Here is a 14,105-nt window from a genome sequence, read left to right as displayed (position 1 = left end):
GCACGATCTCGCCCGGATCGGCAACGCCATCTCCGAACAGCTGAACCAGGGATACAAGGCAACCGCCGCCGCCCTGCCCGCCGGATCTCCCGCACGGGTCAAGGTCGACCGCGAGGTCACCCTGGCCTTCATGCGCCTCTCCCGCGCCGTGCGCCTGACCATGGCGATGTTCGCCCGGGTGCGGCAGGCCCGTGAGGCCCTGGCCGCCGGCCCGGCCGGCGCGGCCGCCCACCGGGTCACCCCAACGCGCCGTCGAGGCGATGGTCCGGGCGCTTGAGGCCCGGACGCTCGATTTCGACGCCGGGGGCGACGATTTCGACGACGACGATCTGGACGACGAAGAGGATCTGTTCGACGATCTCTACGACGGGCCCGACCCGGCCGAGGCGCCGGATCGCCCGGACCGGGAAAGCCTGACCGAGCTCGCGGATTTCGGCTTCTCGCTCGACCGCTGCGGCCCCGGCGAGGTCATCGCCCGGATCTATCGTGACCTCGGCCTGCCCCCGGACCCCGCCCGCTGGCCGCAAGCCTGGCCGGCCCAGGCCGGCGGCAACCCCGGCGGCGCCGCGGCCCGGAAGGTTTCGCCCGAGCCGCAGCCGCAGGTCCTCGACGCTCTTGGCCCCGAGGCTGGGCCTGGGACGCCCACTGTGTCCTGGTCCGAGCCTGCCGGCGACCCGTCTGCGGGCAACCAGCCCCTGCCCCACCGCGACAAGGCAGCCGGTTGGCCGTTGCGGCCGGGCCGGCCAGGCTTGCGGCCAGCGGGCGGGGTCTGGGGGCAGGCCGAGGTCGCGATAGATCCGGGCGATGACCTCGCCGGGGCCGCAGCGGTCGAGCGAGAAGCCGAAATCCGCGAGCTCGGTCAGGCTTTCCCGGTCCGGGCGATCCGGCGTTTCGGCCGGGTCGGGCCCGTCGTAGAGATCGTCGAACAGATCCTCTTCGTCGTCCAGATCGTCGTCGTCGAAATCGTCGCCCCCGGCGTCGAGATCGAGCGTCCGGGCCTCAAGTGCCCGGACCATCGCGTCGATGGCGCGTTGGGATGATCCGGCGGACAGGCGTTCCGGCCCGGCCGGCGACGCCGTGCCGGCGGCCAGGGCCTCGCGGGCCTGCCGCACCCGGCCGAACATCGCCATGGTCAGGCGCACCGCGCGGGAGAGCCGCGCGAAGGCCAGGGTGACCTCGCGGTCGGCCTTGACCCGTGCGGGGGATCCGGCGGGCAGGGCGGCTGCTGCTGCCGCGTATCCCTGGTTCAGCTGTTCGGAGATGGAATTGCCGATCCGCGCCAGGTCACCCAGCACCTCCAGCTCCAGCGCCGCCCAATCCCGCTCATGCGTCTCGCCGCCGAGGCTTGTGGTGCCGGCGGGGTCGGTTGCGGGATCGAGCGGGGCTTGGGTCATGGAGGAAGCATGCGGCCGTTGGGCAGATAGCCGCAATGAACAAAACGTGCACAAGAGTGACGCAGGGATTGCGAGGCCTTTCACCCCTCGATCCGTCATCCCCGCGAAAGCGGAGATCTCGTCGCGGCTTGATCTGCAAGAGATTCCCGCTTTTGCGGGAATGACGACAGTGGGTGGAGAGCCCTTCCGATGACGCCTCGCTTGCGGAGAGGTCAGGCGAAGACGCCTGGCATCCTACCGCCTGGTCGCGCCTCGGTCCGCTGTCAGACTTCGCGAGTCTGCAGGCGGCATTCGCCCGATTTTTCCGGAATTCGAATCGAATGCAACAGATATTCTTCAGATATTGATCCTGTAATTCTCGATCATGTCCGACAATTATGCGGCCGAATCGCGCTGGATTCTCCGAATCTTTGCATTGTGGTAAAGATATCATTGGGATTCAAAACGCGAAGTCTTTGATTTGCGGTTGATCGTTTGACGAAGCCTTCGTATGTCTGCTGTGGGCCTGGATGAAACCGTGCATCAAGGTGCCGGGTGGGGGGCCTCCGCTCGAACTCTGACCAGGAAGGCTGCAGATGAAGTCTCCGATATTGTGCGCCGCGACGGCTGCCGCTGTTGCGCTGCTGGCGATGCCCGCCATGGCCCAGCAGGCGCGCGGCATCTATTTCGGCGCCGGCGCCGGGGTGAACTTCCGGCAGGACCAGGGTTGGAACTTCTCGGATCCGCAGACCAAGAGCCGGGCCAATGTCGCCCTCGACTCCGCGGTCGCCGGCGATTTCTATGTCGGCTATGATTTCGGGGCGATCCGGGCCGATGTCGAAGCCAGCATTCGCCAGAACGACGTCGGCGACGTCAAGTTCGGCTATGATTCCTTTCGGCGCGGCCGCTTCACCGTCCCCGGCGCCAGCGACGTCAAGGTCGATGTGAAGGGCCATGAGCGCACCATCGGGCTGATGGCCAACGTCTATTACGATTTCGAGTTCGGCTCGCCCTTCGTGCCCTATGTCGGCGGCGGCATCGGCGTCGGCTTCAACAACTGGACGGCCAAGGTCAAGGGCGCGGATATCGACACGGACTACAATTCGCCGCTGTTCGCCTATCAAGGCATCGCTGGCGTGTCCTACTACATCACCCCGAAGCTGGCGGTGAACCTGGAGTACCGCTATCTCGGCGAGACCGAGGCCAACGTCACCTCGGGCGACACCAAGATCAAGGTCGGCAGCCCGAACAACCACACCATCCTGGCCGGCTTCAAATACACCTTCGAGTTCGGCGAGGCCTCGTCGCTGCCCGAGCCGGTGGCGGTCAACCCCGGCCAGCGCAGCTATCTCGTCTTCTTCGATTTCGACAGCACGCGCCTGACGCCGGAGGCGAAGTCGATCGTCGCCTCCGCCGCCACCGATGCCCTGAAGGGCGAATCGACCCGGATCGACGTCACCGGCCACACCGACCGGTCCGGCACCGACGCCTACAACCAGGCGCTGTCGGTGCGGCGGGGCGAGACGGTGCGGCGCGAGCTGGTGGCCGACGGCGTGACGGACAGCCTGATCGCGGTCCGCGGCGTCGGCGAGGCCGACCCGCTGGTGCCGACCGCCGACGGCGTGCGCGAACCGCAGAACCGGCGCGTCGAGATCGTGATGAATTGAAAGAGGTGGCTCGCGGTCCGTCGCCGCGAGCCTCGAATCCCGGGAACCGGCAAGGGCTCCCTGGCGCTTACGCCAGCGACAGGGACCCCATGTCGATCACGAAGCGATAGCGCACGTCGCCGCGCTCCAGGCGCTCGAACGCCGCGTTGACCTCGCCCATGGCGACGGTCTCGCAATCGGGCAGGACCTGCTTCCGGGCGCAGAAATCGAGCATTTCCTGCGTCTCGGCCAGGCCGCCGGACGGCGAGCCGGTGATCCGCCGGCGCCCGGTGAGGAGGGGTAGGGAGCTGAAGCCGTCCATGTCGCCGAGCTGGCCGACGATCACCAGGACGCCTTCGATGTCCAGCAGCCCGACATAGGGCGTGACGTCGTGACGGGCCGGAATGGTGTCGATGATGACGTCGAACGACGATGCCGCGGCCGCCATCGCCTCGGCCGAGGTCGAGACGAGGACATGGTCGGCACCCAGGCTGTGCGCCTCGGCCGCCTTGGCCTCGGAGCGCGTGATCACCGTGACGGTGGCGCCCAGCGCCGCGGCGAAGCGCACGGCGAGATGGCCCAGGCCGCCGATGCCGACCACGCCGACCCGGCTGCCCGGGCCGACATTCCACAGCCGCAGCGGCGAATAGACGGTGATCCCGGCGCAAAGCAGCGGCGCCGCCCGGGACGGATCGAGCCCGTCGGGCATCCGCAGCGCGAACTCTTCACGCACCACCAGATGTTTGGAAAAGCCGCCATAGGTCGGGCTGCCGTCGATCCGGTCGAAGGCGTTGTAGGTGATGGTCGGATAGTCCCGGCACATCTGCTCCTGGTCGCGGCGGCATTGGTCGCAATGCTGACAGCTGTCGACGATGGTGCCGACCGCGACCAGGTCGCCGATGGCGTGACGCGTCGCGCCATTGCCCAGGGCCGTGACCCGGCCGATGATCTCGTGGCCGGGAACGCAGGGGTAGTGGGTCGGACCCCAATCCTTCCAGGCGTTCCGGGCCAGGTGCAGGTCGGTGTGGCAGATGCCGCAATAGAGGATCTCGATCGCGACATCGTTGTCGCGCAGCTCACGCCGTTCGAAGGAAAAGGGCGCAAGCGGGCTTGCCGCGTCATGGGCGGCGTATCCGATGGTTTGCATCGATGGTCCGTTCGCAGAAGGGGAAGACCCGTCTGCTCTATCCCCCGCGCGTCCGGCGGCGGTAGCTCGATCCTTCCGGATTGTTGCCCGATTCTCTGGCCGTCGGCCCCGCCGCTTGCCGGCTGACGGGCCAGGCGGCAGGATGCCGTCATGCTGATGCTGGACGATCGACAAGACGCCCCGGACCGTCTCGCGGACGATGAGCAGGCGAGCCTGGCGATGCTGCGCGCCCGCCTGGCCGAGCGCCTCTTCCGCCACCTGCCCGGGCCGGGCGACCATGACACCGCCGTGCCAGGCCTGTCCTTCTATCGCCGCGACCAGTTCTGCGAGCCGACGGCGGCGCTGTATGAGCCCAGCCTCTCGCTCGTCATCCAGGGCCGCAAGCGGGTCGTGCTCGGCTCGGAAACCTATGAGTATGGCGCGGGCAGCTTCGTCGTGACTTCGGTCGACCTGCCGACCATCGCGCAGGTGCTGGATGGCAGCGAGGCCTATCCGTTCCTGTCGATCATGCTGAAGCTGGATTCCGCCGTGGTGCAGGAGGTCGGCGCCGAGATCGACCTGCACGGCCTTCACGCCGGCGGGGTCCCATCGGCGATGGCGACGGGATCGGCGACGGCCGACCTGCTCGATGCCATCACGCGGCTGGCGGCCCTGTCGGAGACGCCGCGGGACATCCCGGTCATGGGCCGGCTGGTGCTGCGCGAGATCGTCTATCGCCTGCTGGTGGGGCCGGCCGGCGCCCGGCTGCGTCAGATCACGATGCAGGGGACGCGGTGCCACCGGATCGCGGGGGTGATCGCCTGGCTGCGCCAGCACCATGCCGAGCCGGTCCGGATCGAGGCGCTGGCGGAGATGGCGGCGATGGGCGTGTCGACCTTCCACCACCATTTCGCCGCCATCACGCGGATGAGCCCGCTGCAGTACCAGAAGCAGATCCGGCTGCATGAGGCGCGCCGCCTGCTGCTGACCGAACCGATGGATGCCGGCACCGCGGCGTTCCGCGTCGGCTATGAGAGCGTGACCCAGTTCAGCCGAGAGTACAGGCGATTGTTCGGCAACCCGCCGATCCGCGACATCTCGCTGCTGCGGGGCCGCTGAAGCAAGGGCCCTTCAGCGCCCCTCGCGCCGCCAGGCGGCCATCAGCCCGCCCAATCCCAGGAACAGGGCGATCAGCGGCGGCAGCAGCGGCGTCTCGGTCATCCCTGTGACGGTGTAGTCGCCATTGCCGCGCAGGCCGATCCAGCCGGTGCCGGCGGCCGCGCGGTCCGGCCGGGTGCGGCGGATGCTCGGCACGCCGTCGGTCGCCAGCCAGGCGACGCCGCCGCCGCTGGCCTCGGTCACCGGTGCCAGTTTGTCCGGCACCGCCCGCATGTCGCTCAGCTCCGGCGGGTTCAGCGTGCCGACCACGGCCAGCGCCGTCTTGTCGCCGTCGCTGACGCGGTAGATGCCCGGCCCCTGGGCGTTGACCCGGCCGGCATAGAGGCCGGGTGTGGTCTCGGCCAGCGTCACGGTCTGGGCCTTGCCGTCCGGGTCGGTCACGGTGATCGGCGGGTTGCTCTGCTCCAGGCTGCGGCGGCTGATCTCGATGCGCTGGCCGGCGGATTCGGCCCGCAGCACATTCTCCTCCAGCTCCGGCTCGCGCATCAGCCAATGCGCCAGCCGGCGCAGCAGCTCGGCCTGCGGGCCGCCGCCTTCGAAGCCGCGGCTCCACAGCCAGATCTGGTCCGATGCCATCTGCGCCACCCGGCCCTCGCCGACCCGGTTGAGGAACAGCAGCGGCCGGCCGCTGACCCCGGTCATCACCACATTGCCGGAATGCGGCACCACGTCGATCTGCCGGAACCAGCGGCCCCAGCTCGGCGCGCCGCCCGGCCCGTCGGTGGAGCCCGGCAGCATTGCCGTCACCGGATGGCGCTGGCCCAGCTCGGTCACGGTGGGGCGGTAGCCCTGTTCCAGCACCTCGCCGGTCGGCTCGGCCGGCAGGATGTTGCCGATCGGCGTACGGTACAGGCTCAAGGGCTCGGCGAAGGCCTCGCCGGACACCTCGAGGAAGGCGCCGCCCTCCTGCACGTAGCGGGCGATGTTGCCGAGATAGAGGTTCGGCAGCACGCCCATCCGCCGGTAGCGGTCGAAGATGATGAGATCGAAATCCTTGAGGTTGGTCTCGAACAGCTCGCGGATCGGGAAGGAGATCAGCGACAGCTCGTTGATCGGCGTGCCGTCCTGCTTCTCCGGCGGGCGCAGGATGGTGAAGTGGACCAGGTCGACCGACGGGTCGGATTTCAGGATGTTCCGCCAGGTGCGCTCGCCCGGATGCGGCTCGCCCGACACCAGCAGCACGCGCAGCCGGTCGCGCACGCCGTTGACGACGATGGCGGCGCGGTTGTTGGCCTGGCTCAGCTCGCCCGGCAGGCCCTCGACCGCGAATTCGAACACGGTCGGGCCGCCATGGTCGAGGTGGAAGCTCACCTGGGTGTCGCGCCCGACCGGCAGCTGCAGCGCCTCCGGCGCGCCGGCGTCCTTGGTCGCGGTCACGGTGGCGACGGCGCCGGGCTCGGCCTTCGGCAGGTCGTCGACCCGCAGGGTTACGGTCACGTCCTGGCCGACCAGGCCGAAGCTCGGCGCCTGGGACACGACGATGCGGCGGTCGATCTCGTCCTTGCGCCCGGTCAGCAGGGTGTGGACCGGGCCGAAGGCGGTGCGGGCGGCCGGAGTGGTCGGCACGTCGTGCACCTGGCCGTCGGTGACCAGGATGGCGCCGGCCAGCCGTCGCCGCGGCACATCCGCCGTGGCCGCGCCCAGCGCCTCGAACAGATGGGTCTCGTCGAGCGAGGCGTCGGCGCCTTCGCCGACGGTGACGAAGCGGGTCTCCAGGTCGGGGAAGGCGGCCAGCTTGGTGTGCAGGTCGGCCACGGCGGCGTCGATCCGGGCCGGGCGGTCCTCGATCTGGTCGGACGGCGACCGGTCGACCACCACCACCGCCACGTCGCGGATCGGGTCGCGCTTCTCCTCCACCAGCGACGGGTTCAGCAGGGCTGTGGCCAATGCGAGGAAGGCGAGGGCGCGCCAGGGCAGGCCGGGCGCGCGGCGCCAGACGCCGATCAGCAGCGCCAGCACGGCCAAGCCCAGCAGTGGGCCGAGGACGATCCAGGGGAGAAGAGGCGCGAGGGCGACGGAGGCTGCGTCCATGCTTATTGCCCCAGCCGTTCCAGGATCGCCGGGACATGCACCTGGTCCGACTTGTAGTTGCCGGTCAGGGCGTACATCACCAGGTTGACGCCGAAGCGGAACGCCATCTCGCGCTGGCGCTCGCCGCCCGGCACCACCGGCAGCATCGGCGCCCCGCCGGCATCGATCGCCCAGGCGCCGGCCCAGTCATTGGCACCGATGATGATGGTGGAGACGCCGTCATTGACCGTGGCGTCCGCGGTCTCGACCCAGACATCGCCACCGGCATAGCGGCCGGGGAAATCCTGCATCAGGTAGAAGGCGCGGGTCAGGATGTGGTCGGGCGGCACCGGCGTCAGCGGCGGGATATCCAGGCCCTTGGTCAGGTCGCGCAGCCGCTCCGCCCCGGGGCCGGACAGCGACCCGGTGCCGCCCATCGCCTGGTCGCGGGTGTCGAAGAAGATGGTGCCGCCGGTGCGCAGGAAGGCGTTCAGCTTGGCCACCGCGGCATCCGACAGCGGCGGCTGGGCCGGCGTCACCGGCCAATACAGCAGCGGGAAGAACGCCAGCTCGTCGCTCTCGACATTGACGCCGACCGCGCCCTCGGCATTGACCGAGGTGCGGTCGCGCAGCACCTGGGCCAGGCCTTCCAGCCCGGCCTGGCTGACGCTGTCGACATCCTGCTGCCCGGTCTCGACATAGGCGAGGCGGACATGGTTGGCCATGGCGATGATCCGGGCGTCGTCCTCGGCCCGGGCCGGCGCGGGCCCGGCCAGGGCCGCGACGGCGAGGCTGGCGACCAGGATCGATGCGGTGGCGCTGCGCCGCGGCGGCGTCAGCAGCCCGCGCAGGAGCAGGGCCAGGATGCCGTCGATAATGAGCAGCGCCATGGCGGCGGCAAAGATCCAGGGGCGCAGATCGACCTCGGCCGGGGCCTCGTAGCTTGAGACGGTAACGCCGCCGGGCATATCGCCGATCGGCTCCAGGGTGGTCACGGCGGAGCCCAGGTTCAGGGCCTGCCGGTTGTCCTCGGTGCCGTAGAAGCCGGGGGGATGCTCCGGCCCGGGTATCGTCGTGGCGAAGGCCGGGCCGGCGATCGGCAGGGCCAGCGGCGGCGGCGGCACCAGCCTCCCGTAGCCGTCCAGCACCCGCACCGGCGGCAGGCTGGCCGGGCCGCTGCTGCCGCCGACGCCGCTGCCCAGCGCCACCAGGCGGCGCAGCATGTCGACGAACAGGCCCGAGAAGGACAGGTTCGACCAGGCCGGGCCGGCCGTGGTGTGGACCAGCACCAGCCAGCCGCGGCCGCGCTTCTCGGCGGTGACGATCGGGGTGCCGTCGGTCAGCCGGGCCCAGGTCTTGTCGGCCAGGTCGGGCGACGGGTCGGCCAGCACCTGGCGCTGCACCCGGATGTCGGGCGGCAGGGTCAGGCCCTGGAACGGGCTGGTGGCGTCGAACGGCGCCAGCGCCATCGGCTCGGTCCAGGACATCGCGCCGGACAGGGTGCGGTCGCCGAAGCGCAGCGGCACCGGCACCAGCGGGTCGGGGTTGGCCGCCAGGATCGGCCCGGCGAAGCGGATCAGGGCGCCGCCCGCCTCCATCCACCGGGTCGCCGCCTCGCGGTCGGCATCGGAGGACAGGGCGCCGTCCGGCAGCAGCAGCGCGGCCAGCCGGTCGTTCGACTGGGTGCCGCCCAGCAGCTCGGCGACGCTGCCGCGGCGGATCTCGGCGAAGGGCTCCAGCGCCCGCTCAAGGTAGAAGCTCTCGGTCAGCAGCGGCTGAGCCCGCGCGGTGTCCTGCGGCGCTGCGACGCCGACCGGCCGGCGGCGCCAGCGTTCATCGACCAGCATGGTCGCCCCGGCAGTGGTCTCGCTCTCGATCGACACGGCGGCGATCTCGTTGCGCGCGGTCGACGGCAGGTCGAACCGGGCCTCGGCCTGGCGTTGCCCGGCGGCGAAATGCACCTCGGTCCGGGCCAGCGGACGGCCATCCTCGGCCACGGCTCTCACCACCAGCGGGATGTCGCCGGTGGCGGTGGCGGCGGCGCGGCGCACCGGCACGGTCAGTGCGGCGTCGACCACCTGCGGCGTGCCGAGCAGATGCGCCAGTTCGACGGAGGGTGGCACCAGCATCTCCAGGCTGCCGAAGCGCTGAAGCCGGGCGGCCAGATCGCGCGCCCCCGCCGCCTCCTTCTGGGTGGTGATGCCGTCGCTGGCCCAGACGACATGGACCGAGCCGGGCAGGCGCAGCGCATCGACCGCCTTCAGCGCCGCCGTCCGGTCGGTCGGCCAGGGGCTGGGCGCCAGCGCGTCGATCACGCCGCGCGCCTCGGCCGGGCGCAGCAGCCGGCTCGGGGCGATCGGCTCGCCCGGGGCGGTCGGCGCGGTGGTCAGCAGCACCAGGTCGCGGCCGGCGCGCTCGGCCTTGTCGACGGCGGCGCGCAGGGCCTCCTGCCGCTGCGGCCAGGCCTTGCCGGCGGCCCAGCCATTGTCGACCACCAGCAGCACCGGGCCGCTGCCCGGCAGCGCCGCGCTCGGGTTCAGCACCGGATGCGCCAGGGCGACGATGATCAGCGCGGCCAGGGCCAGGCGCATGACCAGCAGCCACCACGGCATCCGCTCCGGCGTCTCCTCCTGCGCCTGCAGGCCCAGGAGCAGCCGGATCGCCGGGAAGCTCAGGCGCCGCGGCGCCGGCGGGGTGACGCGCAGCAGCCAGTAGATCACCGGCAGCAGGATCAGCGCCGCCAGGATGGCGGGTGCCAGGAAGACGAGGGCGCTGATACTCACCATCTGGCCCTGCCGGTCGTGGCCCCGGACATCGCGCCCCACAGGCCGAGCAGCGCCGCCTCCGGCGACCGGTCGGTGCGGTGGACGGCGAAGGTCCAGCCGGCGCTGCGCGCGATCGCGGCAAGGCCGTCCTGATGCGCCGCCAGTCGCTCGCGATAGGCGTCGCGGACCGAGCGCACGCGGGGAATCAGTGTCGATTCGACCTCTTCGACGCCTTCGAAGCGGATGCGGCCCTCGAAGGGCAGGGTGGCTTCGGCGGGGTCGAGGATCTGCAGGAGGTGGCCGCGCACGCCGCGCGCCGCATAGGCCGCGACCGAGGCGCCGAACTGGTCGAGCGGGGCGAGGCAGTCGCCCAGCAGCACCATGCCGGCGTGGCGCGGCACCCGCAGCTCCCACGGCACGGCCTTGGTGTCGGGTGCGTCGCCCGGCGCAGTGCCTTCCGGCGAACGGTCGAGCGCCGCGGCCAGGCGCAGCAGATTGGCCCGCCCGGTCGCCGGCGGTGCCCCGCCGCCGATCAGCGCCACCCGCTCACCGGCGCGGTTGAGCAGTGAGGCGAGGGCGAGCAGCAGCACCTCGCCGCGCTCGCGCTTGGTCGGGATGCCGTTGGAGGAGCGGTAATCCATCGAAGGCGAGGCATCGCGCCACAACCACACCGTCTGCACCGCGGCCCATTCGGTCTCGCGCTGGAACAGACCCTCGGTCTTGCCCGACTGGCGCCAGTCGATCCGGCCGACCGGCTCTCCCGGCTGGTAGCGGCGGAACTGCCAGAAGCTTTCGCCGACGCCGACCCGGCGGCGGCCATGCACGCCCTGGGCCACGGTCGCGGCGATCCGGTCGGCGGCGACCAGCAGCGGCGGCAGCGTCGCGGCCAGCGCATCGGCGGCCTTGCGCCGCGCGGCGCCGGCCAGGGGTGGGGGAGGGGCGAGCGCCACCGGCCTCAGCCCAGGCGGGCGACCAGCCGCTCGATCACATCGGTGATCGTCGCGCCGTCGGCCCGTGCTGCGAAGGTCAGGGCCATGCGGTGCTGCAGGATCGGGTGGGCCAGCGCCGCGACATCGTCGATCGACGGCGACGGCCGGCCGGTCAGCAGCGCGCGGGCCCGGCAGGCCAGCATCAGCGACTGGCTGGCGCGCGGGCCGGGGCCCCAGCCGACCATGCGCTGCACCTCCGGCAGATCGGTCGAATCGGGCCGGGCGGCGCGGACCAGCGACAGAATGGCGTCGACCACGGTCTCGCCCACCGGCAGGCGGCGCACCAGGCGCTGCGTCCGCTGCAGCGACTCCGGGCTCATCACCGCCTCGATCTGGGCCTCGGCGACACCGGTGGTGGCCAGCAGGATGCGGCGCTCCGCCGCCAGGTCGGGATAGCCGACATCGACCTGCATCAGGAATCGGTCCAGCTGCGCCTCGGGCAGGGGATAGGTGCCCTCCTGCTCCAGCGGGTTCTGGGTGGCCAGGACATGGAAGGGTTCCGGCAGCGGCAGGTAGCGGCCGGCGATCGACACCCGGTGCTCCTGCATCGCCTGCAGCAGCGCCGACTGGGTGCGCGGGCTGGCGCGGTTGATCTCGTCGGCCATCAGCAGCTGGCAGAACACCGGGCCGGGCAGGAAGCGGAAGCTGCGGCGTCCGGTCTCGGTCTCCTCCAGCACTTCGGAGCCGAGGATGTCGGCCGGCATCAGGTCGGGGGTGCACTGCACCCGGCGCTCGTCCAGGCCCAGCACGGCGCCCAGCGTCTCGACCAGCCGGGTCTTGGCCAGGCCGGGCAACCCGACCAGTAGGACATGGCCGCCGGCCAGGATGGTGATGAGGCTCTGGTCGATCACCTCTTGTTGGCCGAAGATGACCCGGCCGATCATGCTGCGGACGGCGGACAGGCGCTCGACCGCCGCATCGATGTCGGCGGGCGTGGCCGGCGTGTCGAGATCGGTCGGGGACGAAACGGTCGTTTGCATGGGCGTGCCGCTCTGCCTGTGATCGAATGAGCCGGTGATCTGATGCGCGGTATCTGACGGGCTTATTGCAAGAGTATGGCGGAATTGGGCGAAGACGAGTCGAACAAAACGCACCCCGGCCGGGCGCCGTCTGACGCAGCCGGCGGCGATGCCCCGCTGGCGGCGGCGCTGGCCGATGCCCGGCGTGGGGCCCCCTCAACCAACCCGACCGCGGCGGACGAGGCCTATGACATCCGCATCGGCCGCGACGGCACCTGGTACTATCACGGCGGCCCGATCCGCCGGATCGCCCTGGTCAAGCTGTTCGCCACAGTGCTGCGTCGCGACGACGCCGGGGATTACTGGCTGATCACGCCGGCCGAACGTGGCCGGATCACGGTCGACGACGCCCCCTTCGTCGCCGTCGCGGTCGATGCCGCGGGGGAGAGCGAGGACCAGGTTCTGACCTTCCGCACCAATCTCGACGCGCTGTGCGAGGCCGGACCGTACCACCCGATCCGCGTCGCCTTCGCGGCGGGCACGGGCGTGCCGTCGCCCTATATCCAGGTCAAGGGCGGGCTCGAGGCGCTGCTGGCGCGCCCGGTGTTCTACGAGCTGGCCGAACGCGCCGTCAGCCATGAGGGCCGGATGGGGGTGTGGAGCCACCGGGTTTTCTTCCCGCTGGACCAGGCGTGACAGGACCCGACCCCTCCGCACCGGCCGATCTGGAGCGGCTGCGGCGATACCGGCCGAAGCTGTCGCGCGGCGACCACGATTTGAACCCGGACCTCAAGCCGCTGGCGGCGCTGCGCCCGGCGGCGGTGCTGGTGCCGATCGTCCGGCGGCCGGAGGGCGACACCATCCTGCTGACTCTGCGCACGCCGCATTTGACCGCCCATGCCGGCCAGATCAGCTTCCCCGGCGGCGGCGTCGACCCCGGCGATGCCGACCCGCTGGCGGCGGCGCTGCGCGAGACGGAGGAGGAGATCGGCCTGCCGCGCGACCGGGTCGAGATCGTCGGCCGGCTCGACACCTATGTCAGCCGCACCGGCTTCGAGATCCAGCCCTTCGTCGGGCTGCTGGTGCCGCCGTTCGAGACGGCGCCGGACCCGTTCGAGGTGGCCGAGATCTTCGAGGTGCCGCTGGCCTTCATCCTGGCGCCGGGCAACCCGAAGCTGCACCGCATCACCGTGCAGGGGGTCGAGCGGCAGTATTATGCCTTCCCCTATCGCGACCGCTATGTCTGGGGCGTGACCGCGGGCATCCTGCGCAATCTGCGTGACGTTCTGCTCGGACCTGCTCCTTGACCGGCTATGACCTGCCCTCGCACCACCTGTCGCCCTTGCCCGGCTGGGCCGTGGACCGTGCCGCCCGGGCGGTGATCGACGCCCTGTCGATCCCGGGCTTCGACCCGCGCTTCGTCGGCGGCTGCGTCCGCAACGCCCTGCTCGGCCGCGACGCGGCGGATGTCGACATCGCCACGCCGCTGCGGCCGGAGGCGGTGATGATCGCGCTGCGCAACGCCGGGCTCGGCGTGATCCCGACCGGGCTGGAGCACGGCACCCTCACGGCCCGGTCCGGCAATAAGAGCTTCGAGGTCACGACGCTGCGGGTCGATGTCGAGACCGACGGCCGGCACGCCGTGGTCGAATTCACCGGCGACTGGCGGGCCGATGCGGCGCGGCGCGACTTCACCATGAACGCGCTGTCGGCCGACCCGGACGGCGCGGTGCACGACTATTTCGGCGGCGTGGCGGATGCGCTGGCCGGCCGGGTCCGCTTCGTCGGCGACCCGGCCAAGCGCATCGCCGAGGACGCCCTGCGCATCCTGCGGTTCTTCCGCTTCCACGCCCATTACGGCCAGGGCGACCCCGACCCGGCGGCGCTGGCGGCCTGCGCGGCGGCGGCGGGCGGGCTGGACCGGCTGTCGGGCGAGCGGGTCCGGGCCGAATTGCTGAAGCTGCTGGCCGCGCCGGACCCGGTGCCGGTGTGGCGGGCGATGATCGACGCCGGCATCGCCGGGCACGTGCTGGGCGAGGATGGCGACATCGTCCGGCT

General features: G+C 71.2%; 12 protein-coding genes. 6 read left to right on the top strand and 6 right to left on the bottom strand.

Going from position 1 to position 14,105, the window contains the following annotated elements:
- Nucleotides 1–277: hypothetical protein (locus AC3XYG_RS07430; RefSeq protein WP_489139173.1), on the top strand; the 277-nt coding region annotated here is incomplete at its 5' end.
- Here AC3XYG_RS07430 and AC3XYG_RS07425 read toward each other — a convergent pair.
- The gene (locus AC3XYG_RS07425) at nucleotides 237–1,394 is read right to left on the bottom strand and encodes a hypothetical protein (protein ID WP_489139172.1); all 1,158 of its coding nucleotides are present in this window, start codon (nucleotides 1,392–1,394) and stop codon (nucleotides 237–239) included. The two genes, AC3XYG_RS07430 and AC3XYG_RS07425, sit on opposite strands and share 41 nt — an antisense overlap.
- A gap of 575 nt (nucleotides 1,395–1,969) precedes the next feature.
- Between AC3XYG_RS07425 and AC3XYG_RS07420 the strand changes: the two genes are divergently transcribed.
- Nucleotides 1,970–3,040 (top strand): OmpA family protein, encoded by a 1,071-nt coding sequence (locus AC3XYG_RS07420; protein WP_489139171.1) that lies wholly within the window; start codon nucleotides 1,970–1,972, stop codon nucleotides 3,038–3,040.
- A 67-nt stretch (nucleotides 3,041–3,107) separates the two neighbouring features.
- Here AC3XYG_RS07420 and AC3XYG_RS07415 read toward each other — a convergent pair whose 3' ends face one another.
- Nucleotides 3,108–4,166: an NAD(P)-dependent alcohol dehydrogenase gene (locus AC3XYG_RS07415; protein ID WP_489139170.1), complete on the bottom strand. Its 1,059-nt coding sequence runs from the start codon at nucleotides 4,164–4,166 to the stop codon at nucleotides 3,108–3,110.
- A gap of 150 nt (nucleotides 4,167–4,316) precedes the next feature.
- Here AC3XYG_RS07415 and AC3XYG_RS07410 point away from each other — a divergent pair, with 150 nt between their 5' ends.
- The gene (locus tag AC3XYG_RS07410) at nucleotides 4,317–5,264 is read left to right on the top strand and encodes an AraC family transcriptional regulator (RefSeq protein WP_489139169.1); all 948 of its coding nucleotides are present in this window, start codon (nucleotides 4,317–4,319) and stop codon (nucleotides 5,262–5,264) included.
- A 12-nt stretch (nucleotides 5,265–5,276) separates the two neighbouring features.
- Here the strand turns inward: AC3XYG_RS07410 and AC3XYG_RS07405 are convergent, their stop codons facing one another.
- The 4 genes from AC3XYG_RS07405 to AC3XYG_RS07390 are packed head-to-tail and all read right to left on the bottom strand — an operon-like array spanning nucleotide 5,277 to nucleotide 12,068.
- Nucleotides 5,277–7,355, bottom strand: coding sequence for a hypothetical protein (locus AC3XYG_RS07405; RefSeq protein ID WP_489139168.1), 2,079 nt, complete (start codon nucleotides 7,353–7,355; stop codon nucleotides 5,277–5,279).
- A 2-nt stretch (nucleotides 7,356–7,357) separates the two neighbouring features.
- Nucleotides 7,358–10,120 carry a DUF4159 domain-containing protein gene (locus tag AC3XYG_RS07400; RefSeq protein ID WP_489139167.1) on the bottom strand — a complete coding sequence of 921 codons (2,763 nt, stop codon included), beginning with the start codon at nucleotides 10,118–10,120 and terminating at the stop codon, nucleotides 7,358–7,360.
- On the bottom strand, nucleotides 10,114–11,049 hold the full coding sequence (locus tag AC3XYG_RS07395; protein WP_489139166.1) for a DUF58 domain-containing protein: 936 nt from the start codon (nucleotides 11,047–11,049) through the stop codon (nucleotides 10,114–10,116). The genes AC3XYG_RS07400 and AC3XYG_RS07395 overlap by 7 nt, the downstream gene beginning before the upstream one ends.
- 5 nt (nucleotides 11,050–11,054) lie before the next feature.
- Nucleotides 11,055–12,068 carry an AAA family ATPase gene (locus AC3XYG_RS07390; RefSeq protein WP_489139165.1) on the bottom strand — a complete coding sequence of 338 codons (1,014 nt, stop codon included), beginning with the start codon at nucleotides 12,066–12,068 and terminating at the stop codon, nucleotides 11,055–11,057.
- 75 nt (nucleotides 12,069–12,143) lie between these two features.
- Between AC3XYG_RS07390 and AC3XYG_RS07385 the strand changes: the two genes are divergently transcribed.
- The 3 genes from AC3XYG_RS07385 to AC3XYG_RS07375 form a co-directional block, all read left to right on the top strand.
- Nucleotides 12,144–12,743 (top strand): DUF1285 domain-containing protein, encoded by a 600-nt coding sequence (locus tag AC3XYG_RS07385; RefSeq protein ID WP_489139164.1) that lies wholly within the window; start codon nucleotides 12,144–12,146, stop codon nucleotides 12,741–12,743.
- On the top strand, nucleotides 12,740–13,354 hold the full coding sequence (locus AC3XYG_RS07380) for a CoA pyrophosphatase (RefSeq protein WP_489139163.1): 615 nt from the start codon (nucleotides 12,740–12,742) through the stop codon (nucleotides 13,352–13,354). The genes AC3XYG_RS07385 and AC3XYG_RS07380 overlap by 4 nt, the downstream gene beginning before the upstream one ends.
- Nucleotides 13,351–14,105, top strand: a 755-nt coding sequence (locus AC3XYG_RS07375) for a CCA tRNA nucleotidyltransferase (RefSeq protein ID WP_489139162.1), incomplete at its 3' end; no start/stop codon positions are given. The genes AC3XYG_RS07380 and AC3XYG_RS07375, both read left to right, overlap by 4 nt.

Source organism: Inquilinus sp. (genome assembly GCF_057815775.1).
Note: the sequence above shows the minus strand (reverse complement) of the source record. Positions and strands in the feature narration are given on the sequence as shown.

Coding starts and splice junctions, on each gene's coding strand:
- AC3XYG_RS07425 (WP_489139172.1), bottom strand. CDS start 1,394: ATGACCCAAGCCCCGCTCGATCCCGCAACCGACCCCGCCGGCACCACA.
- AC3XYG_RS07420 (WP_489139171.1), top strand. CDS start 1,970: ATGAAGTCTCCGATATTGTGCGCCGCGACGGCTGCCGCTGTTGCGCTG.
- AC3XYG_RS07415 (WP_489139170.1), bottom strand. CDS start 4,166: ATGCAAACCATCGGATACGCCGCCCATGACGCGGCAAGCCCGCTTGCG.
- AC3XYG_RS07410 (WP_489139169.1), top strand. CDS start 4,317: ATGCTGATGCTGGACGATCGACAAGACGCCCCGGACCGTCTCGCGGAC.
- AC3XYG_RS07405 (WP_489139168.1), bottom strand. CDS start 7,355: ATGGACGCAGCCTCCGTCGCCCTCGCGCCTCTTCTCCCCTGGATCGTC.
- AC3XYG_RS07400 (WP_489139167.1), bottom strand. CDS start 10,120: ATGGTGAGTATCAGCGCCCTCGTCTTCCTGGCACCCGCCATCCTGGCG.
- AC3XYG_RS07390 (WP_489139165.1), bottom strand. CDS start 12,068: ATGCAAACGACCGTTTCGTCCCCGACCGATCTCGACACGCCGGCCACG.
- AC3XYG_RS07385 (WP_489139164.1), top strand. CDS start 12,144: ATGGCGGAATTGGGCGAAGACGAGTCGAACAAAACGCACCCCGGCCGG.